Origin of the sequence: Paenibacillus sp. DP01 (assembly GCF_044784315.1) — a bacterium.
GTDB classification, from domain to species: Bacteria; Bacillota; Bacilli; order Paenibacillales; family Paenibacillaceae; genus Paenibacillus; species Paenibacillus polymyxa.
Genome location: NZ_CP173059.1, coordinates 15,001 through 36,129, shown reverse-complemented (window position 1 = coordinate 36,129; position 21,129 = coordinate 15,001). Strand labels below are relative to the sequence as shown.

Here is a 21,129-nt window from a genome sequence, read left to right as displayed (position 1 = left end):
TCTTCGTACGTATTTGTACAACAATTACCACTATAATATGAAGAAAATATCTAAAATCAGGTCAAAAGTCGTACTGCGTATACATCTTTACAAAAGCCTCTTAGTCCGTTATAGATCCGTGGCACTTTGGCTTCCTTAGATACCAACCCGAACACTGTAGGTCCACTGCCTGACATCAGCACGCCATCTGCTCCTAAACGGATCATGGAGTTTTTAAGATGCTCCACTTCTGGATACAGCTTTAATGTCACATCCTCCAGTACATTACCCAGGGCGTTGCATACATCGGTAAAAGAAGCGTTACGAATCGCCTGTTCCATCTGCCGGGCAGACGGGTGGTGCGTAATCTGATCCGCTTTGACACGACCATACACTTCAGCCGTCGAAACATTAATCGGCGGCTTGGCGAGGATCACCCAGCATTGTGGCGGATTCGGCAGTGGCTTGAGCAGTTCTCCGCGTCCGCTCGCTAAAGCTGTGCCCCCTGTAATACAGAAAGGTACGTCTGAACCCAATTCAGCACCCAGTACCCTTAATTCCGCATCCGAGATACCGAGTTTCCACAGCTTGTTCAGTCCACGCAATGCTGCAGCAGCATCGCTACTTCCGCCTGCTAATCCTGCAGCCACCGGGATATGCTTATCCAGATGGATATGGACGCCTGTAGACACGTTATAACGTTCTTTGATCAGACGCGCAGCCTGAAAAGCCAAGTTCTTTTCATCCAATGGTATGTACCCGGCTTGACTAGAAATGATAATGGTATCACGCGGTAACTCGGACATCGTCAATCGGTCGGATAGATCAACCATAGTCATGATCATTTCGACCTCGTGATAACCATCATCCCGCTTACGTAGAACATCAAGCATTAAATTAATTTTCGCCGGTGCTTTTTCATATATTTTCAAGGCGTTCACCCACCTTCAACTTTTCCCTCAAGACAGCTTAACATATTATATCAGACTCAGCCTGTCAAGTCATGAGGTTCAAAAAAGCGGAGATGCCCCGGTATGACCCCGGATATCCCCGCTTTTCATCAGCACCACCGAGAGCTACGATTTGCGAGAAGCCGCCTGCTCCGCAAGCTGAATGGCCCGCTTGACCATATTGCCCGCATCCTTGGCTTTAATGCCTCCCCAGCCTTCTTCCTTGACCGTGTCGTAAAACCCAAGATCTTTGGCTAGTTCGTACTTTAGCTCTTCCGACATAACACTCCGTCTTCTTCGGCTCATGCATACGCCTCCTTCGGCAATGGAATAAGGAAGATCATTCCCGCCTTAGTATGTGCAGAGATATCATGCTTCATCCTGCTCTGCAAATACAAAACGACCCCGCCATTAAAAATGACGAGGTCGCCGTTAAACCTGCAAAGCTGGTATAAATCACGTAAAAAAGAATTAAGGTGTTTCGAAATATTCGACTACACTTGTGTGAGAGTCGGGATCATATACACTGACCTCCACCGACTCGGTAAGAATGTCAGCATAGCTGTAGGAGACACGTTTAAACGTCTGTTGCTCCTGATCCAGCTTGACGATAAAAACAGAAGGGTACGTTTCTTCCAAGACACCAGTTCGTTCGACGGTCTTACGGCGTCCGCCGTTAGCCCGCAGCAAAATCTTTTGCCCTACATGTGCGTCGAGACTGCGTTTGATTTCCAACAGCGTATTTTTAGCCATTGCCTAACGACCACCTCTTTCCTTGTCCATTATAACGAATTTTAGAGGGATTGTCAAATCAAGCTAAATATTATAACAACACGAAAAATAAGTTGTCAATTTAATTTTTTTGCGAACAGGAATAATATACATAAAAAATGACAAAAAGCCTCTAAAAAGAGGCTTTTGTTCAGATAAATCCTATCATACACATTTGAATGTCAGATCGCTGAAGGCGTTACTTTAAGCGTTGACAAATTTTCAAGCTTCGGCAAACCGATGCGGTAGCTTCCCCTTGTTTCAATTCCGCCCACTCCGCGGCTGCCACTGATGGTCTGGTGAAACAAGTCTCCCATATTGACCGTATCACGGATTGAAGTAAATGCGGCCTTGGCAGCCACGTAAACGGGGTCCAGAGCGTGAATCAAGATACGCCCTGGGGAACTGGCAAAGTTGGCTCCCGCACGTAGCAGCGCCTCAAAATGGGACTGGCACGCACCCGCTACAATTGTCAGTGAATCCAGATGACGCTCATATTGTCTCGCTACCTGAATCGCTGCCACAAAATTTTGCGAATTCTTGTAGCTTTTCAAGCTGTACAAATCATAAGGCTGCGGTTGCTTTAGCACACCATCATGTCCAGTGATGACTACAATATCAGGACGAATGCGGGGAAGCAGTCGGTATAACGTATCCGCCATCGCCGATTCGTGAACGTGATGTCCCTCTGCGGGAACACGGAGCTGTTCATATAGACTGAGACATTTCCTTAAATAGCCAGGGTCTCCATCCAGATGAAGAACCTTTCCTGGCATTTCAAAATACGTTGACTCCACCGGATCACTCCACTCTCCAATCAGAGCCGCCTGGCTACGGGCAGCTTGCTGCTGGCGTGCCCGTTGCAAAAGATTAAGAGACTCCCCGGCCTTAATGTGGGCCTGTTGAGTCTTACCGCTAACCTGGTCTGCCGGCACTCTGACCAAATCGTTCACCGGGGAATCAGCCAGTAGCCGAAATTCCGTCCCCTTAATGATCGCTTTATCCCGCTGGATGTCCTCAACGCGAAACGTGACATCACCGCCGTACGATTTCCGAACGACCAAGTCTCCTAAACTCATCACACTGTATCACCCCTCCTATATCGTATGGGTGAATGCACAGTTTGGTTCCAATTTAGGATATTCCAGCCTCTAACAGCACGGCGCTGAGACGCGCAAATTCCTCGATACTCAGCGTTTCCCCTCGACGGGAAGGCTCAATACCAGCTTGTTGCAACAGCGGCTCCAGCGTGTCCCTGTTCTCTTTAGTGAAGAAGCGGCTTTTTAGGTTATTTGAAATGGTTTTACGACGTTGGGCAAAGGCGGCATGAACCACTTCAAAGAAATGCTTCTCGTCCACCACTTCCACCGGAGGAACTTCTCGTACACGCAGCCGAATAACTGCCGAATCAACATTCGGCTGAGGAATAAATACTGTATTCGGCACCGTACAGACCAACTCAGGCTCGCTGTAATATTGCACGGCTATGCTTAAGCTGCCGTAATCCTTCGTACCAGGAGACGCAGCCATGCGCTCAGCCACCTCCTTTTGAATCATAACGACGATATTCTCCAAAGGAAGCTTGTCCTCCAGTAGACGCATCAGAATCGGTGTAGTGACGTAATACGGCAGATTAGCGACGACACTCACTTTGCTCACGTCTGCAAAATCGACTGCGAACACCTCACGCAAATCCAGCTTCAATACGTCTCCATGACGAACCTTTACGTGATCGTAAGGGGCCAGCACTTCTTCAAGAATGGGCAGCAGCCGCTGATCAATCTCGACAGCGGTAACTGCCTTAGCCGATTGCGCCAATCTTTCAGTCAAAGCTCCAATCCCCGGACCGATCTCAAGCGCACCCTTTGTATCATCCAAACCGGCAGCATTTACAATCTTGCTCAAAATATTTTGATCAATCAGAAAGTTTTGTCCCAAGCTCTTTTTGAACGAAAAACCGTGCTTTTGAATAATTTCCTTCGTACGCCGCGGTGTTGCTATATCTTGAATCCCTGTCATACGGATATCACAATCCTTCACTTTCGATTTGTGCCAGCGCACTGGCAAATTCCTCACGGCTGATCTGAAATACAGAGAGCCGCTTATGTAGCTGCTTTCCGTTACAATAGCCAATACCCAGTACATTCCCCAAGGCCATACGGCGTGCAGCAGCATTGGGATGGGTAATAAGTCCAGCGTCAATCAGGTCCGCCCATTCAATCAGCGGTTCGGCACCTTCCACTGTCGTATGTACCCGCGCGAGAGCGTGTCTGATGGCTTCCGGGGAGGCATTCTCTACGCCAATATCCCCTTTGCGCGTCGCCTCTGCCTCAGGTATAAAAGCCTGCTTGCAGCCGGGTACCTTGGAGGCGATGATTTTACGGATACGCTCCCCTGCATGATCGGGATCAGTTAAAATAATGACCCCCCGCCGTTCCTGCGCCAATGCAATTTTTCGCAGCGTCATTTTATTAATGGCTGAACCGCCAGTTTCTATCGTATCTGCTTCGACAGCACGGCGAATGGCTACCGTATCATCCCGGCCTTCCACCACGATCACTTCCTTGATCATCTTCGTTTCCCTCCACTGTTACACAGCAACATATATTTATCTTTCCCTGCTTTTGAAAACAAAATAAGAAGAGGGTATCCTCTTCTTAGCATGGCATAACTATGTTGTTAATACTATCGCATTGTCCTCAACATACACAACCTGTTTTAGTTGATTTCCGGCTTTACAGGTCCGATAACATATACGGTTTTACCGTGCTTACGACCAAATTGGTTGGCCCGGCTCAAACTCTCATAATACACATCGATTTTGTGGCCTTTAATCGCGCCACCGGTATCCTCCGCACGGCGGAAGCCCACCCCTTCAATATACACCCACCACCCGATTGGAATTACACTCGGATCGACAGCGATGGTGCGTCCTTCCGTGACACGCGTGCCGGAGGCGGTACGTGTACCGATACCTGGCTCCTGTGCGGAATACGCCGTCATGGAGACATTTTGTAAAACTTTTCTATAATTAAAATTAATACCTGCTTTACGGACAGCACTGCCCGAACTAACCTTTGTAGCCTTAACCGCATCTTTAGGGCCGATGGAAGCAGCTAGAACGACCGGTTTCTTCTTCGTTCCTACCGCAATTACCTTATCCACACGATTCTGTGCGACTTCCTTGTTGACCAGCTGTTTGGATACCAATTTTCCATCATGGTATACCTTTTGAACATGCTGGACTACCACACCCGATTTGCCACTTTGAATGACTCGATTATCGCCTTTATAGAGACTTGGATCTGCCGTTTTGATGACCTGATAAGGCACTTGTTTTTTCTGTTCGACCTGCTGTTTCTTCACACGGACGATTTTTATGTCCATGTTAGCTGAAACAGAGGCATCCAACGCAGGGTAAACTTTATCCGTTGATGATAATTTATAGCCCGAAGTGCGAATGGCACCCTCTACTGTATTTTCTGTTGTGTACAGCTTTTTCGTCTTATTGCCTGAGGATACTTTAACCTGATTGGCACGTTTAATGACTACGCGATCCCCATCCTGTACTGCTCCATTTAGCGGCATGGAAATTGTATCATGCGGCTGAAGTGAAATAGAATGCTCATTGAGCAAATCTTGGAGCTTGGATTCCCGGGTTTCTACCGCAGATGCCTTACCATCGATGACAAAAAAGACTTGTTTTTTAGATTGCGTGTACATCAGAATTGAAATCATAATCGTTAGTGCGATTAGAAAAATAGCAACCAAAGCAGCCTGGCGCACATTCTCTTGCTTCCAACGTAATACGTAAGACATGCTGGATGAGCGTGACTCATGGGTCTCCTCTTTTCGGAAAATGCCCATTTCCTCCGTCCTCCTTACATAGCCCGCCGTCTGGAGTAAGACATAGTTGATCGTTGACGTGACTATAACAGATTTTCTACAAGACAAGCCCGTACTGCGACTGTCCTGCACCATGTACCCGTCTTCGCGGCATGCTGTCCTCCCCTGTTTAACCACAGTATGATGACAGATTTTCTTTTATTCACAACAAAAAAAGCCAAAGAAAGAGACTAGAGAGCTCTTTCGTGGCTTCCGACATGTGTGAATATGCGGGAAAACTCATGCACGAGATGGCTTCTCTCTTGTTACGCTTACGGGGTTAGCTGTCGGGTTCGGACGTAGAGAGTCGCCCTAGCTTAGGTCAACCGCTCATGGCGGTCGCCTTCACATTCACCCCGAAGACCCAGAAAGAAATCGAAATACGGCTTCTCTACCTGTTCATCCCATTCGGGAAATGAATTTCGGTTGAGCCGGCTGCTGAAGAGACATTCTCTCTTGCACATACGCCGGACGTACTGTAAGCCATATCGGTTCCCCCGTTCCCTGCAAAAGGGACTCAGCGAGACTGGTTCATGAAATGATTTGTTGATGTTTACACTCAACAACAATTCACTGAAAAGATGATATCCTGTTTCCATGCATGTTGTAAAGCAGGTTTCAAGTACATTTTTTAAAATATTCGGTTAAAAAATTGTAATATTCTTGAGTTTCCTGCAACAAAATCATAATTAGCTCCGTCTATCTCTTTATTTTGATTGATTTCTTCGCTTTTTCACTGAATGTCAAATCGTTCCAAAGCATTTTGGGTCGTAATGGATACCAATTCCTCCACTGTAATTCCCTTAATTTGGGCAGCTACCTCTGCCACCAATCTCACATGGGCCGACTCATTTCGCTTCCCGCGAAACGGATGAGGCGTCAAGTATGGCGCGTCCGTTTCAATCAGCAGACGATCCAGCGGAACCAGGGCCAGTACCTCTTTTGGCTGCTTGGCATTTTTGAACGTTATGGGCCCGCCAAAGGAAAGGTGAAAGCCCATATCAAGCACCATTTTAGCGGTCTCCCAGCTCCCAGAAAAGGAGTGCATGACTCCGCCAATCTCGCTCGCCTTTTCCTCACGTAAAATCCTCACAATATCTTCATGTGCATCTCGGTTATGGATAACAATTGGCATGTTGAGCTCACGTGCCAGGCCAATTTGATTTCGAAGTACCCGCTGCTGCACATCCTTTGGTGATGTATCCCAATAATAATCCAGACCGATCTCTCCGATCGCTACAACCTTTTTATGACTGCATAACGATGCAATCCATTCTAAATCACCCTCCTGCATTGTAATGGCATCCTGCGGATGCCATCCAACGGCTGCATAAATAAAATCATACGTCTCAGCCAGCTTCATGGTGGATGGAATGGTCTCACGATTAAATCCGATATTGATCATCCGTGTTACTCCTGATTCGACAGCACGTGCTATAACTTCTTCACGGTCTTCGTCAAATTGTGGCGCATCTAGGTGAGTATGAGTGTCGAATAAATCCAAGGTTTTCATCTCCTTTTCTTACTTACATTTCTATATATTTGTCTATTGTTTGACAAAATAATTCCTTATTTCGGCAGGAAGCCTGTCTTTTACCCCGTTCAATTTATTCTGGGGAAAATACATGTGATATTTTCCTCGGTGAATGCCACTTATTGAGCGTACAATTTCTGAAACTTCGGATATTTCCCGCACCTCGCCCTGACGTCCAAGCAGTAAAATCTGGTTGTCCGTTGAACCGCCCTGCCGAAACACATCATAAGGAAGATCTGTTGGAAAATCAATTTCAAGATCATATTCAGGATGCAATCCAGCCTCTTTCAAAGCCTCTCGAATATGGTCAACGGTATCTGTATCCATATTTTCAATCTCTACATATTTATACAATCTACGATCCATAAAACGGCTACTCAAATCACTTAAAATTTCATCCTTTTCTCGTTTCCATTGGCTAAATACCGTCTGAATCAAAGACTCATCCAGCATCAAATACTGCTCCACTGTTAGTTCCCCTTTTAACAGATCGGGCAGCGGATCAAGCAGAAAACCAAACTCATATCCGTTTTTGAACAATTCCTTTGCTCTCTTAAAAATTTTACGTAACAGGATTTCCGAGCTGCGTGTTACAGGATGGAAATAAATTTGCCAGTACATCTGATAGCGTGACATTAGATAATCCTCTACAGCATGCATACCCGACTCTTTTACGACAATTCTCCCATTATGAGGACGCAACAAACGTAAAATACGATCCAAATCAATCGTTCCGTAGTTAACACCTGTCGAATGAGCATCCCGCAACAAATAATCCATACGGTCAGCATCGAGCGGACTTGTTACCAGGTTGACAACAATCGGCTTATCATACGTTTTGGCTATAACCGCCGCGACTTTGTGGGGCAGCATCTCATCCACTTGCCGTAGCACAGCGTTAATCTTCGTGTCGCCCAGTACAATGCGGCATGTCCAATCCTCATGGTTCATATGAAAGGCTTCTTCAATGGAATGAGAAAATGGACCGTGCCCCACATCGTGCAACAAAGCAGCACACAGAGCAACCAGTCTTTCTTCCTTTGGCCAGTCGGGAAAGTCTCCACGTTCAAATTGGGAAATGATGCGTCTCGTAATCTCGTATACGCCCAGTGAATGTGAAAACCGGCTATGCTCCGCTCCATGAAACGTCAGATAAGATGTGCCTAACTGCCGAATGCGTCGTAAACGTTGGAACTCCGGCGTATTGATCAATCGCCATATCGCAGTATCCTGAACATGGATGTAATTATGTACCGGGTCCTTAAAAACTTTTTCTTCACTGAGTGGCTGGTGCAAGATATCAGCTCCTTTAATATTCGGAATAATGGATTAAAATACAATAAAATCCTAAACGACCTGCCTTATTCGACATTTTTTGTCGTAATATGTCGAATTATCACTTTTCGACATTTCCAAATCGACACACAAGACAAATCATCCGTAAAATAAGGTAATTCACATGAATAAAGCTCTTTGTTCTAAATACTTTTGCATAATTAGGCTGTTACTACTTTTTTAAGGTTGACTGTTTTGGGAATCGTTGGTATAGTAAATATCAGAAAAGAGAAAATTTTGTCGAATGATGACACTTATATTATTTTAAACGGCGAGAGGAGCCTGATTTATTATGATGAAATCCACTGGTATTGTAAGAAAAGTTGACGAGCTCGGACGTGTTGTTATTCCAATCGAATTGCGCCGTACCCTGGGAATCGGAGAGAAAGACGCTTTGGAAATTTACGTTGATGGTGAGCGCATCATGCTTAAAAAATACGAGCCTGCTTGTATCTTCTGCGGCAATGCTGAGAACGTAATTTACTTCAAAGGGAAAATTGTTTGCCAAGATTGCATTTCCGAAATCCCAACACCTGTGACAAACTGAGAATTTTAGTATATAATAGACTTATCAGAGATTGTTAATTCTAACCTTTTTCATATATACTCCTTGTTGCCTTCCACGGTTTGAACCCAACCGTTGGAAGGCCCTTTTTTGTTTACACACGTACTCATAAGAGTGCGTTGTATACATCCCTCTTGGAAATTGAACGGTCTGTAGCTGTACGCTTCATGGCATCCTTGCGCGTAAGCCCCTCTGACTCGTAATGCGCGACGTGAGACTCCAAAGATAAGTCCTGCCACCATGCCTGACGCTCCTGTTCCTCTTCCTCTTCGTTTTTCCCCTCAACGACCAGACAATATTCACCAATCGGTGGGTTCTCCTCTAGTTTTGCAAGACATTGCTCCACTGTTCCACGCACCCATTCCTCATGCAGCTTGGTCAGTTCACGGGCAAGTACTACGTTGCGTGATCCTAATGTTTCCTTTATTACTGTCAATGTCTTTACAATACGGTGGGGCGATTCATAAAAAAGAATCGTGCCATGGGATACCTGAAATGATTGTAACAACTTCTCTAGATCCTTTTTCTCCCTTGGTGGAAATCCAGCGAAGGTAAATCTCTCTGTATCCAGTCCTGAGGCAATTAAAGCGGATAGTGCAGCATTTGCCCCTGGGATAGGAATAACACTGATTTCTGCTTCAAGTGCCAGCTTGACCAGATCCGAACCAGGATCAGAAATGGCCGGTAGACCTGCATCGCTAACCAGTGCCAAATTTTTCCCTTCTATTATATAACGTATCAGCTCAGGCCCACTGGCAGCTTTATTATGTTCATGATAACTGAAGAGCATTTCCGGCGTGATGTCGAAATGTGTGAGCAATTTGCGTGTTTGCCTCGTATCCTCAGCAGCGATAATATTGCATGACTTTAGGGTGTTAATTGCCCTAAAGGTCATATCGTCCAGATTGCCAATCGGGGTAGCAACGAGATATAACTTTCCCCGTTCCTCTTCACGGTTACTAAAGCTTTTTTGTACAGCTGCTGTCACACTGAATCCCCCTTGCTTACTTCTCCATAGATTTCCCTTATTTCCTGAGTATAGTTCCCATCTTCCTGATATACAATGAGTGGAGGTAATAGACGAACTTCCGGTTTGCCGTCACGCATTGCTTCAACAAGTACCATATTTGCTTCCATATGAATCCGTGGGTGAACAAAACGTATCCGCTTGGGTTCCAGGCTATAACTGCGCATCAAGGATATAATCTCACCCAGGCGCTGTGGGCGATGAACCATCGATACTTTCCCCCCATTTCGGACAAGCCGAGAACATGCCTGGATGACTTCTTCCAGTGTACAGTTCACTTCATGACGAGCAATGGCCTGGTGAGGATTCAGCTTGATATCGCTACCATTTAGCGGCATATAGGGGGGATTCACGGTAATCGCATCATACACGCCATGTCCCGTGATTTGAACCAGCTCACGCAAGTCTCCTTCCCGAATCTCAATTGCAGATTCTAATCCATTCAAACTGACAGACCGTCTAGCCATATCTGCCAGGCGTGGTTGAATCTCAACTCCTTCAATAGATGCTTTGGTGCGTGTCGTCAACAGTATGGGAACAACCCCATTGCCCGTACACAAATCGAGAATCTTCCCACGCTGAAGCGGAATACCAGCAAACCGTGCCAGCAAGACCGCATCCATCGAAAAGCTGAACACTTCATCACTCTGAATAATACGCAGATTATGTGAAAGCAGATCATCAATTCGTTCAGACTTCTTTTCATTTTCGTACATAATGCTCTCCTATCCTATAACCTAAATCGCTTTTTACTCATACTTCCTTACAAAAAAGCCGTAGGCATCTTGCTCCTACGGCTTGTTTTTATTTATTCAAAAATGACAGACAGAAGAGGCAATCGCCTTCTGTTCGCAAATGTCCGTAATACACGTTGCATATATGAAATCCTTCATGATACAGCCTTGCCAGATTGTCGTAGCCTTCGCCCACGACCTCACCCGTCTCCTCTTCATTCTTAACGACGATCGGAGGAGGAAGCTTCGGCTTGCTTGCCGTCTTTTCTTCTCCAGAGGTTTCACGTTTGAGCATCTTGCGCACCTGTTCGTTTTCAATCGTTAGTCGTTGATTTTCCTCCAGCAGCTCTTTTACTGCCAGTTTCAATTCACCCAGATCGCTATGCAACTGTCCCATTTGGGTTTCCATTTCGTGAATACGCGCAAAAACATTTAATTTATCCAAGTTTCCACCCCGAAGCAACCTAATGGTTTACTTGACGACTACATCGTCCATTGGAAGTTCCTTGACCTTACTGATCTCAAACAGTTGAACATGTACCGTACGATGGCCTGCATTGACACCTACCACTTTTCCTTCTCCCAGAGAGGTGATAACCATCTTACCTACCTGAGGCAGCTCTTCCCGCATGCTCTCGTAGTTATCATGTTCAAATTTGAGACAGCACATCAATCTTCCGCACAACCCGGAAATTTTCGTCGGATTCAGCGATAAGCTCTGATCCTTCGCCATCTTAATAGATACCGGGTCAAAATCCCCCAGCCATGAGGAACAACACAGAATACGTCCGCAAGGTCCGATTCCACCAAGCATTTTAGCCTCATCCCGTACTCCGATCTGCCGCAGCTCAATTCGTGTACGAAAAATGCTGGCCAAATCCTTTACAAGCTCTCGAAAATCAACCCGACCCTCAGCCGTAAAATAAAAAATGATCTTATTGCGGTCAAATGTAAATTCCACATCTACCAGCTTCATTTTAAGGTTATGGTCTTTAATTTTATTTAAACACGTACCGAATGCATCCTTGGCCGCCAATTTATTCTCTTCTACAACAAGAGCGTCATCATCTCCGGCAATACGAATGACTTTTTTTAAGGGTAGGACAACATCCGAATCATTTACTTCTTTTTTGCCCACCACAACCTTGCCATATTCAATACCGCGAGCGGTCTCTACTATGACGCAGTTTTCTTTCTCCACTGGAAGGTCCAGCGGATCAAAATAATAAGTCTTGCCCGCCTTCTTGAAACGGACACCCACTACACTATACAAAAATTAACCCCCTTGTATGCCACTAAACCTCATTTGTAGCCGACATTGTAAGAATGGCCGCAATTGAAGTCTCACTGTCGCACAAACCGGGAACCTGGCGTCGCGGATTGTGCAGAGTGGAACAAGCGCGCCTTCCTGTTAGCCGGTGATAGAACCGCTTGTATCGGACAACCCAATCAGAAGCTGCTCCACGCATAATTGTCCGTTGACGTGAAAACGGAGCTTCTTCCTGCAATTCGCGGCCAAATCCATATAAGAGACCCATTGTTCCGTGCTGCGGGTGATTGCCAATTTGGAGACGGACTCCAAATGATCTATGAAAACAATGCTTTCGTGCCTTCCGTAACGGAAATGAAGCATATCTTTAAACCACAAATGAAACAGATGAAACAGAATATCCAGGTGTTCAGAAAGTCCAGTTTTAAAAATCTTCTGTTGAGCCAGAATAATCGACGAACTCCCCCGGCTCATGGACTCCTTCACTAATTGTAACACTACGTTTCTAATTTCTGCAAACCAATTCTGCTGGAGAATTTCTCTACATGATTCCAGTCCTGAAGCCATATGAACCACTGACCGGACAAGTCCTGCCGTATAGCCTTCCCCAATTAACACCTGCATCATCATTTCCGGCTGTAAAGCGTGGAAAGGCACCTGCTGTGTCCGCGATTGAATCGTAGGCAACAACGCCTGTCCATTCTCTGAAATGAGTATACCGACCACGGGAATCTGAGGCTCCTCCAAAAACTTAAGCAAGCTGTTAGCAGCTTGCACTGTCATGGTATCCGCCTGTCGAATGATATATACCTTCGGGTTGGAGCTTTCAGATTTGTATGAAAATATTCGTTGAAGCCCGCGAATCTGATCGATTTTAACCGTTGCTCCATCAGGCTCCACAATGTGCAAGTCCGGGTGATTCCCGTGCTCTACCTTGCGGCATGACAAGCACTCGCCACATGCATCATCCGTCTGTTTTTCACAGAATAAAGCCTTGGCAAAGGTCTGTGCCATGTTCATCTGTCCGCTTCCCTGCGGTCCGCTAAAAACATAAGCATGGCTGACTGTGTGATTCCGCAATGCACTTTGCAGCATTTTTTTGGCTACATCCTGCCCCAATATATGTTGGAAAGACATATTTCCTCACTTTCTCCACTGAAAACAACGATGAATCATCAGCAAATCATTGTTTTCCCGGGCGAGTTTGTTGATGTTGTTATGCTCTCACCCTCAAATCATGGTTCTTCAGTATAGCTGTGCCGCTATTCGCATATTACGTTTGCCCACATGTACATAGTCAAAAATAATCTGCCAGCATGATCAGCAAGCAGATTATTTCTTCGTGGCAACAGCCCGTCTGTATTCATTTATAACATAAGACTGCATTAAAATGAGAGATTAATCAGCAAGCCTCTAATCTCACCGACTCCTTGCAAAAGCTCAATCTTCCCTTGCTCGGTATCGAGCAGCTCATCTGCCATTTTGAGCAATAGCTCATCCACTTCATCAATCAGCTTATAACGCTTGCTGCGTCCCCGACGATCCCATCCTTTTGTGTCCTTCATAGACACGCCCCGCCGAACCGTATCTTCCAAAAACCGTTTAACCAGCATCTTATAAGCCTTCAACTCACGAATCGTCATTGAGCGAGCAAGACGATCTCCCTGCATTTGAATTTCCTTAAAGCGCCGGTTCAATTCCTCCTTCGAAGCCTGCTCCCCATTTTGCTGCATAACATCGGAGAAGCTTTTCGGCTGAATTGGCTTGGCACTCGTTTCATTTGTAGACAATGTACTGTGTAAAGGGCGGTAGCCCGGATTTATTTTCATATAAACCTGCTTTCTCCCCGGATGCTTTCCTTTGCCTCAACGAACAGTTCAATAGAGAACTCGGGAGTCTCTTCGGTTTTCCGGGGGCTGCGCTGTAGCGCTGCCGTTTTAGTGGATCTGCTTCTCATTCTCATCGTATGAGCGAGAAACAGGCATTTCCACTATCATATCGGCAAAATAGGTTCTATTGTGTAGATTCAGAAATGCTCGAAACGGTCTACAGGCATCACGAAAACTGTCGCTCCACCCACCTGCACTTCAACAGGCAACGGCAGATAAGAGTCCGTCGTCCCACTCATAGGGGTGACGGGTGTGACCAGCTGTTCACGTACCTTGCAACTGCTGCGAATGACATTCATCAACGAGTCTACCTGATTGTCATCGACACCAATCATAAATGTCGTATTACCTGCACGCAGAAATCCCCCTGTGCTGGCCAATTTGGTAGCACGGAAATTAGCTTTCACCAGTCCGCTGGATAATCTATTACTGTCCTTATCCTGTACAATCGCAATAATCAGCTTCATCCTGTATTCCTCCTTCAAGTCATATTAGAGACAGCCTTGTCCCTAGCTCAATTTTACCGTATATCCTTCGACAATTATACGCTAAAATTCTGAATAAACCGCTTTTTCAGCAAATCCTTCAATACTTGCTCTACCTGTTCAGGTGCGGGAGAGGCATCCACAATCGTAATTCGTTCCGGAAATTCGCGAGCTAGCTCCAGATAAGCCTCTCGCACCTTATGGTGAAACGATATGCTCTCCATATCTAGGCGATCCATTTCCTCTCCTCGTGACGCATTGATTCTTGCCAATCCCAACTCGGGCTCAATATCCAGATAGAACGTGGCATCCGGCTCCCAATCATCCACCGCAAAGCGATTAATCGAAGCTACCTCTTCAATGCCAATGCCTCTTGCAAACCCTTGATAGACCAGGCTACTGTCCACAAAACGGTCACACAATACGATAGCTCCTTGCTCAATAGCCGGCTTTACCTTCTCCACCAAATGCTGGCGCCGCGCCGCCGCATATAAAAGCGCCTCTGTTCGGGCATCCATACTGGTATGAGCAGGGTCCAGAATGATAGAACGAATCTTTTCAGAAATTTCAATGCCGCCCGGTTCCCTCGTCGTGACGACTGGATAGCCTTCTTCCTCTATATACTTCGCCAGTCGTTGGATCATGGTTGTTTTACCGGAGCCGTCTCCCCCCTCCAGCGTAATAAAAATGCCTTTGCGATTCATGTTATTCCCTGCTTTCCTGCCTGAAAAATAAAAGTCATCCACAGGCTGCGTATGCTTCTTTTATCCAGTCTTCTGTATTTGTTAATTCTCTAGTATCTAATCTTTATTGTAAACGGAATACCCGAATCGTAAGCATACTTTCATCTGCTATCCCTTGCCATTTAGCTCCTAGCTCACGTAGACGAATCATCCGTAGAGCAATCACTTCTGTGATCATTTCCCCTGCATATAGCAGCGGGATACCTGGAGGATACGGGATAATCATTTCAGCAGCTATCCTGCCAGCTGATTCCTCCACAGGCACGATCTCCATCTGATCTGGATTAATCGGTTGAAGCCCAAACTGCACCGGACTGGAGTAAGCCTTCATTCCCTCATTGTTCCACGTGGAAAAATCCAATTCTAGTCTCTGCTGCTCTATCCCCGCTAACTCCGGCTTATCAGTCGTCCACTTAAACCTTATATCATTATTTATATGCACAAGAGCCTGCAACAGGTGACTCGCATCCCTAGCTGTAGAGCCTAACGTAAACAATAAAACCACATGTTTCTCGTCGCTCATCTCTGGGATACAACTGTAAGTCTCCAGCTCACGTTTTAATCCAAAGCCATCTAATACACCCCATGTATCATATAGCACCATTTTAAAAGGATCCTGAGTTGAGTACCCATCACTTCTCTTCTCGGCCCTTTCCAGAGCCTCAGAGATCCCCTTCTGAGCGCCACACTGTTCACTTGCCTGCTGTGTAGGTTCTACCAAGCGAAAGCGTGGGAGCTGCGCCAGCCCCTTTCTAAAAGCGTCTGCTGCTGCTATGCCCTCTGTAAAGGCATCCGTGCCATAAGCATCGATATACCATCTTGCCAAATCGAGCGAGGCCATTAATGGATACGAAGGGCTGGAGCTTTGCACCATAGCCAACCGCTGACGGAGCAGTTCCCGATGAATTCTCTGTCCTTGCACATGTAACATGGCTCCCATGGTCATAGCTGGAAGCATCTTATGTGTCGATTGGACAACTATATCAGCACCACAGGAAAGAGCAGAGACTGGCAAACGAGGATGCAGTCCATAATGAGCACCATGTGCCTCATCTACCATCAACGGCACATCGGCTGCATGACAAGCTTTAGCTGTAGCAATCAGATCATGCCCCATCCCATAATAGTTAGGGAGCGTAAGTAATACTCCTTTAGCCAATGGATAGGCCTTGAGAGCAGCCTTTATCGTGTCTGTCGATGGAGCAACCGCCAGCCCGCTTAGTGTATCTATTTCCGGATCTAGAAATACGGCCTTGGCTCCCGATAACATGAGACCGTTCAGAACAGATTTGTGTACATTTCTCTGTACCAGTAGTACATCTCCCGGCTTCGTACATACGGTCAAAATCATGGCCAAATTACCGACCGTGCTGCCTCCAATAAGCCAAAAGCTCTCTTCTGCGCCAAAGCACTTCGCAGCCAGCTCCTGACCTTCACGAATCACGTCTTCTGGGTGATGCAAATCATCCAGTCCGGTAATTTCAGTCGCATCAATAGACATCACCTCTTGCAACAGAGATGCCATTTCTTCATACCTATAGACTTGCCCGTTTTTATGACCGGGTACATGAAATGAAGCGTTTCCCTGAGACCTGTAACGTATTAGAGCTTCCACTAATGGTGCATGAACCGCCTTTTTCCCCATCATTCTGCAATCCTTCCAAACAAAGCTTTATATCTACCCTATTTTATCGTAAAATCAAGCGGAATCCTACTTTTACTCATAGAAAAAAAGGCCCGTATCGACAGACCTTGGAATGCCCATCCTTCAAACGCTAGCTAGCGAAGGATATTATGCATTTTTCTGAACCCAAATTTGCTTTAGTTGATCAATAAAAAAATGATATTTGGCGTCAGTTGCATCCGTGTGCACCATTTCGGCTTCACACGCATCACAGATAAACTCGGAAACGATAAAAATGCCTTCATGTTTGTGTTGTCCGCATATGATGCAGCGGTGGTCACCTTGATCATGCATATCCATCCCACCTTGTTTCTTTTACTATTAGTATGGGTCACTTTCTAGTATTTTAAACCTTTTCATAGCCCAATTCGACGATATACTCTATATATATTCCCCTTGGGCTATTATGGTGTTTGTACCCCGTATGTTTAAAAAAACAGCCGCATATGCCGATATAATAGGAAAAGCTTCTATGTATGGATGCCCTTTCATTGGAGCCTTTGCACACTTCATCAGTGAGAGCTTTTCCTGTAATTATAGAATAGGTTAGCTAACGCTAGATGTCCTTGCTCTATACTATTACAAAAAAATGATTGATGCTTATTAAAGCCGCATGAGCGAAGTACCGTCCCTTTTTCCGGCTGTGGACGGGAAGCCACTTGTGATGCAGTAGATTAATGAAAGGACTGTTCGCATGACAGAGGAAACCGGAACCAAAGCTACCTACTATCACTACAAGCTCATCAAAAAAATCAATATACCACGTCAGCTGATATGGAGTCACCTCACACTGCCTGTTATTATGCTTCTCTTTCTGCTTCTAGCCTTCTCCTGGACTAGTGTATTTTTGTTTGCTCTTGCCCTTTTCCTAACCTTATGGGTACACTTCGTAATCTCGCGATCTGTCCTATACATAGGTGGTGGGACAGCCTTCCGCAAACGCTGGGCGTTCCATCGCAGGTTGCCTTGGCTAGGCTATATGACAGACCAATACATAGGCTATAGGATTTTTCGTCGTGTGCACATACATACACTCTGGATTGGTATCTGCTTTTCAGCCGTATTCATTCTCTGGTCTCCGCCAGCCTTTACCGTATCCTTACTCTTCTGGCACCTATGGCTCATTGCACCGCGTTTATACGTCTTGAGTCGGCTTATAGGCGAAAGAAAAGACGGCATGTTGAAGTTCACCGATGAAGAAGCCTCCTACTATCAACAGTAAATCAATTCACTTCCCATCTGTACAGATCGAAACTTCAATTAATACATCCCCAACGCTTCAGCCTTAAAACAATAAAAAAGGAGCAACCCGGGTCGGGTTGCTCCTTTTTTATAATTTAGCAATTATATTCCCTTAGTTCTCTCATTAAATAACTTTACCCACATAGGATTTACCCACATTATCTATGTCATAAAAGTAGTAAACCGATCTATACACAAATATACAAAAGGAAGCCACTTTCTACACAACGGCAGTTTCAAGTGCTTCCCCATCTCATCATTCATCATTATACGCACAGCAACCAATACGCTATGAGTTAATTATGACCTTACAATACATCTTGTGTTGCACGCTTGAGTGAAAATCGCACTCTTAATTAAGGTCTACACTTTTACTCTTCACAGTAGCTTTTCTGTCTTTTGGAACCAATACGGTAAAAGAACCATCATGCACAGACAAATGCACCATGTGTTTATTTTTCTGGAACACCTTTTGATTCGAGGTAGATAAATTCGGTTCCTCAGTCCAGCCCCAGGCTGCAATCTCCTCCAGATAAGGAGCAGGTAGGCTATCGCTTTCCTTCAACGCTGGCAGTGCATAGCGTACATAGTCCATGTCCGAATTGCTGCTGGCCCGATCGGTTTTACTAGCTTCTTTGGGAACTGGAAACGTCTTCTCGTTAGCAGCACCCTCAAACGATGTCCAAGAAGGCTCCTCTTCCACGCACCCGGTAAGAATCGCGACAGCGACACTGAATAGCACCAATAGAGCAAGCCATTTATTTCGCCGCATGATCTTCCCTCCTTACCAGCCTGATTGACTATACAAAATCCTATAATGGAGTTTGCATAATTCTGCAATATAGCAGCGTATGTGTATGGGATTCAATACCTATATTATACAGGGTTTGCTCTTACATTCCGTAACAAAAATGTTACCTTCCTTTTGTAAGGATATTTCTAAATTACATCTATATGCAAAAAAGAGGACCATAATCTCAATAAGATCATGGTCCTCTTTACTTGTTGCTTGGCAACGTCCTACTCTCCCAGGACCCTGCGGTCCAAGTACCATCGGCGCTGGAGGGCTTAACGGTCGTGTTCGGGATGGGTACGTGTGGAACCCCTCCGCTATCGCCACCAAACATGAATTTGCCTCGCAAATTCTTCCGTAAGCTTATTCGGTTATCACAGATTGTGTGAATGAATCGCCATACGCTTGTCGTATGTACTTCTACATACTTTCAAGGTTACACCCTGAAAACTGGATCCGAAACTCATTGCGCCTTATCTTAGGATAAGCCCTCGACCGATTAGTATTGGTCAGCTCCATGCATTACTGCACTTCCACCCCCAACCTATCTACCTCGTCGTCTTCAAGGGGTCTTACATACTGGGAAATCTCATCTTGAGGGGGGCTTCACGCTTAGATGCTTTCAGCGCTTATCCCTTCCGTACATAGCTACCCAGCGGTGCTCCTGGCGGAACAACTGGTACACCAGCGGTACGTCCATCCCGGTCCTCTCGTACTAAGGACAGCTCCTCTCAAATTTCCTACGCCCACGACAGATAGGGACCGAACTGTCTCACGACGTTCTGAACCCAGCTCGCGTACCGCTTTAATGGGCGAACAGCCCAACCCTTGGGACCTACTTCAGCCCCAGGATGCGATGAGCCGACATCGAGGTGCCAAACCTCCCCGTCGATGTGGACTCTTGGGGGAGATAAGCCTGTTATCCCCAGGGTAGCTTTTATCCGTTGAGCGATGGCCCTTCCATGCGGTACCACCGGATCACTAAGCCCGACTTTCGTCCCTGCTCGACTTGTAGGTCTCGCAGTCAAGCTCCCTTCTGCCTTTGCACTCTTCGAATGATTTCCAACCATTCTGAGGGAACCTTGGGGCGCCTCCGTTACTCTTTAGGAGGCGACCGCCCCAGTCAAACTGCCCACCTGACACTGTCCTCGTACCGGATCACGGTACCAAGTTAGAACCTAGATACGATCAGGGTGGTATCCCAAGGATGCCTCCCCTCAAGCTGGCGCTCAAGGTTCAACGGCTCCCACCTATCCTGTACAGATCGTACCCAAATTCAATATCAAGCTGCAGTAAAGCTCCATGGGGTCTTTCCGTCTTGTCGCGGGTAACCTGCATCTTCACAGGTATTAAAATTTCACCGGATCTCTCGTTGAGACAGCGCCCAAGTCGTTACGCCATTCGTGCGGGTCAGAATTTACCTGACAAGGAATTTCGCTACCTTAGGACCGTTATAGTTACGGCCGCCGTTTACTGGGGCTTCGGTTCATAGCTTCGCCCGAAGGCTTACCACTCCCCTTAACCTTCCAGCACCGGGCAGGCGTCAGCCCGTATACTTCGCCTTGCGGCTTCGCACAGACCTGTGTTTTTGCTAAACAGTCGCTTGGGCCTTTTCACTGCGGCCCCCTCGGGCTATTCACCCTACCGAGGCACCCCTTCTCCCGAAGTTACGGGGTCATTTTGCCGAGTTCCTTAACGAGAGTTCTTCCGCGCGCCTTAGAATTCTCTTCTCGCCTACCTGTGTCGGTTTGCGGTACGGGCACCTTCTCCTGGCTAGAGGCTTTTCTTGGCAGTCTGAGATCATGACCTTCGCTACTATAATTTTCGCTCCCCATCACAGCCCAGCCTTACGATGTGCGGATTTGCCTACACATCAGCCTCACTGCTTAGACGGACATCCATCAGTCCGCGTCACTACCCTACTGCGTCACCCCATCGCTCATAGCGGATTACGGTGGTACAGGAATTTCTACCTGTTGTCCTTCGACTACGCCTATCGGCCTCGCCTTAGGTCCCGACTTACCCTGAGCGGACGAACCTTCCTCAGGAACCCTTAGGCTTTCGGCGGATCTGATTCTCACAGATCTTTTCGTTACTCATACCGGCATTCTCACTTGAATGCAGTCCAGCGCTCCTTCCGGTACACCTTCAACCCGCATTCAACGCTCCCCTACCCCTGATGCAAAGCATCAAGCCATAGCTTCGGTGGTGTGTTTAGCCCCGTTACATTTTCGGCGCAGAGT

The 21,129-nt window shown here is 46.3% G+C and carries 22 protein-coding genes, 2 rRNA genes and 1 riboswitch (1 of these 25 only partly in view); of the genes, 2 read left to right on the top strand and 22 right to left on the bottom strand.

Annotated features, from left to right (window positions below; translation table 11 throughout):
• Window positions 1-56 precede the first annotated feature (56 nt).
• From ispE to ACH59B_RS00130, 9 genes are all read right to left on the bottom strand, one after another.
• On the bottom strand, window positions 57-911 hold the full coding sequence (ispE, locus tag ACH59B_RS00170) for a 4-(cytidine 5'-diphospho)-2-C-methyl-D-erythritol kinase (protein ID WP_025676573.1): 855 nt from the start codon (window positions 909-911) through the stop codon (window positions 57-59).
• A 144-nt stretch (window positions 912-1,055) separates the two neighbouring features.
• Window positions 1,056-1,235: a small, acid-soluble spore protein, alpha/beta type gene (locus ACH59B_RS00165; RefSeq protein ID WP_007428013.1), complete on the bottom strand. Its 180-nt coding sequence runs from the start codon at window positions 1,233-1,235 to the stop codon at window positions 1,056-1,058.
• Window positions 1,236-1,400: 165 nt separating this feature from the next.
• Window positions 1,401-1,682: a biofilm formation stimulator Veg gene (veg, locus tag ACH59B_RS00160; RefSeq protein ID WP_013308120.1), complete on the bottom strand. Its 282-nt coding sequence runs from the start codon at window positions 1,680-1,682 to the stop codon at window positions 1,401-1,403.
• A 200-nt stretch (window positions 1,683-1,882) separates the two neighbouring features.
• The gene (gene yabG, locus ACH59B_RS00155) at window positions 1,883-2,779 is read right to left on the bottom strand and encodes a sporulation peptidase YabG (protein ID WP_025363644.1); all 897 of its coding nucleotides are present in this window, start codon (window positions 2,777-2,779) and stop codon (window positions 1,883-1,885) included.
• 55 nt (window positions 2,780-2,834) lie between these two features.
• Window positions 2,835-3,719, bottom strand: coding sequence for a 16S rRNA (adenine(1518)-N(6)/adenine(1519)-N(6))-dimethyltransferase RsmA (gene rsmA, locus ACH59B_RS00150; protein WP_126666885.1), 885 nt, complete (start codon window positions 3,717-3,719; stop codon window positions 2,835-2,837).
• Between the two features lie 7 nt (window positions 3,720-3,726).
• Window positions 3,727-4,272, bottom strand: coding sequence for a ribonuclease M5 (gene rnmV / locus ACH59B_RS00145; protein ID WP_016818923.1), 546 nt, complete (start codon window positions 4,270-4,272; stop codon window positions 3,727-3,729).
• 146 nt (window positions 4,273-4,418) lie between these two features.
• Window positions 4,419-5,567 carry a 3D domain-containing protein gene (locus ACH59B_RS00140; protein ID WP_016818924.1) on the bottom strand — a complete coding sequence of 383 codons (1,149 nt, stop codon included), beginning with the start codon at window positions 5,565-5,567 and terminating at the stop codon, window positions 4,419-4,421.
• 271 nt (window positions 5,568-5,838) lie between these two features.
• Window positions 5,839-6,118: riboswitch (cyclic di-AMP (ydaO/yuaA leader) on the bottom strand.
• Window positions 6,119-6,318: 200 nt separating this feature from the next.
• Window positions 6,319-7,089 (bottom strand): TatD family hydrolase, encoded by a 771-nt coding sequence (locus tag ACH59B_RS00135; RefSeq protein ID WP_404303045.1) that lies wholly within the window; start codon window positions 7,087-7,089, stop codon window positions 6,319-6,321.
• A gap of 42 nt (window positions 7,090-7,131) precedes the next feature.
• A complete protein-coding gene (locus tag ACH59B_RS00130) occupies window positions 7,132-8,415 on the bottom strand; it encodes an HD domain-containing protein (RefSeq protein WP_017427068.1) in 1,284 nt (427 codons plus the stop codon).
• 331 nt (window positions 8,416-8,746) lie between these two features.
• On the opposite strand from ACH59B_RS00130, the gene ACH59B_RS00125 reads away from it, so the two are divergent.
• Window positions 8,747-9,001 carry an AbrB/MazE/SpoVT family DNA-binding domain-containing protein gene (locus ACH59B_RS00125; protein ID WP_007428005.1) on the top strand — a complete coding sequence of 85 codons (255 nt, stop codon included), beginning with the start codon at window positions 8,747-8,749 and terminating at the stop codon, window positions 8,999-9,001.
• Window positions 9,002-9,125: 124 nt separating this feature from the next.
• Here ACH59B_RS00125 and rsmI read toward each other — a convergent pair whose 3' ends face one another.
• The 10 genes from rsmI to ACH59B_RS00075 all read right to left on the bottom strand — a co-directional run bounded on the left by rsmI (window position 9,126) and on the right by ACH59B_RS00075 (window position 17,145).
• Entirely contained in the window at window positions 9,126-10,007 is an 882-nt protein-coding gene (rsmI, locus tag ACH59B_RS00120) for a 16S rRNA (cytidine(1402)-2'-O)-methyltransferase (RefSeq protein ID WP_016818927.1), read from the bottom strand.
• A complete protein-coding gene (locus tag ACH59B_RS00115) occupies window positions 10,004-10,762 on the bottom strand; it encodes a tRNA1(Val) (adenine(37)-N6)-methyltransferase (protein WP_019685731.1) in 759 nt (252 codons plus the stop codon). Before ACH59B_RS00115 ends, rsmI begins: the two co-directional genes overlap by 4 nt.
• A gap of 88 nt (window positions 10,763-10,850) precedes the next feature.
• Entirely contained in the window at window positions 10,851-11,225 is a 375-nt protein-coding gene (gene yabA, locus ACH59B_RS00110) for a DNA replication initiation control protein YabA (protein WP_016818929.1), read from the bottom strand.
• Window positions 11,226-11,252: 27 nt separating this feature from the next.
• Window positions 11,253-12,053 carry a stage 0 sporulation family protein gene (locus ACH59B_RS00105; protein ID WP_013368662.1) on the bottom strand — a complete coding sequence of 267 codons (801 nt, stop codon included), beginning with the start codon at window positions 12,051-12,053 and terminating at the stop codon, window positions 11,253-11,255.
• A gap of 138 nt (window positions 12,054-12,191) precedes the next feature.
• A complete protein-coding gene (gene holB / locus ACH59B_RS00100) occupies window positions 12,192-13,187 on the bottom strand; it encodes a DNA polymerase III subunit delta' (RefSeq protein ID WP_016818930.1) in 996 nt (331 codons plus the stop codon).
• A 248-nt stretch (window positions 13,188-13,435) separates the two neighbouring features.
• Window positions 13,436-13,879 carry a YaaR family protein gene (locus ACH59B_RS00095; protein ID WP_013368659.1) on the bottom strand — a complete coding sequence of 148 codons (444 nt, stop codon included), beginning with the start codon at window positions 13,877-13,879 and terminating at the stop codon, window positions 13,436-13,438.
• Between the two features lie 197 nt (window positions 13,880-14,076).
• On the bottom strand, window positions 14,077-14,406 hold the full coding sequence (locus ACH59B_RS00090; RefSeq protein ID WP_007427998.1) for a cyclic-di-AMP receptor: 330 nt from the start codon (window positions 14,404-14,406) through the stop codon (window positions 14,077-14,079).
• 74 nt (window positions 14,407-14,480) lie between these two features.
• Window positions 14,481-15,128 carry a dTMP kinase gene (gene tmk, locus ACH59B_RS00085; RefSeq protein ID WP_019685730.1) on the bottom strand — a complete coding sequence of 216 codons (648 nt, stop codon included), beginning with the start codon at window positions 15,126-15,128 and terminating at the stop codon, window positions 14,481-14,483.
• A gap of 103 nt (window positions 15,129-15,231) precedes the next feature.
• Entirely contained in the window at window positions 15,232-16,815 is a 1,584-nt protein-coding gene (locus tag ACH59B_RS00080; protein ID WP_404303039.1) for an aminotransferase class I/II-fold pyridoxal phosphate-dependent enzyme, read from the bottom strand.
• 144 nt (window positions 16,816-16,959) lie between these two features.
• Window positions 16,960-17,145: a sigma factor G inhibitor Gin gene (locus tag ACH59B_RS00075; RefSeq protein ID WP_016818933.1), complete on the bottom strand. Its 186-nt coding sequence runs from the start codon at window positions 17,143-17,145 to the stop codon at window positions 16,960-16,962.
• A 400-nt stretch (window positions 17,146-17,545) separates the two neighbouring features.
• Here ACH59B_RS00075 and ACH59B_RS00070 point away from each other — a divergent pair, with 400 nt between their 5' ends.
• Window positions 17,546-18,073, top strand: a complete 528-nt coding sequence (locus tag ACH59B_RS00070) for a hypothetical protein (RefSeq protein ID WP_016818935.1) — start codon at window positions 17,546-17,548, stop codon at window positions 18,071-18,073.
• A 372-nt stretch (window positions 18,074-18,445) separates the two neighbouring features.
• On the opposite strand, the gene ACH59B_RS00065 is transcribed toward ACH59B_RS00070, so the two are convergent.
• The 3 genes from ACH59B_RS00065 to ACH59B_RS00055 all read right to left on the bottom strand — a co-directional run.
• Window positions 18,446-18,865, bottom strand: coding sequence for a hypothetical protein (locus tag ACH59B_RS00065; protein WP_013368653.1), 420 nt, complete (start codon window positions 18,863-18,865; stop codon window positions 18,446-18,448).
• Between the two features lie 235 nt (window positions 18,866-19,100).
• A 5S ribosomal RNA gene (gene rrf / locus ACH59B_RS00060) occupies window positions 19,101-19,217 on the bottom strand.
• 148 nt (window positions 19,218-19,365) lie between these two features.
• Window positions 19,366-21,129: ribosomal RNA gene (locus ACH59B_RS00055) — 23S ribosomal RNA — on the bottom strand (it continues 1,162 nt past the right edge of the window).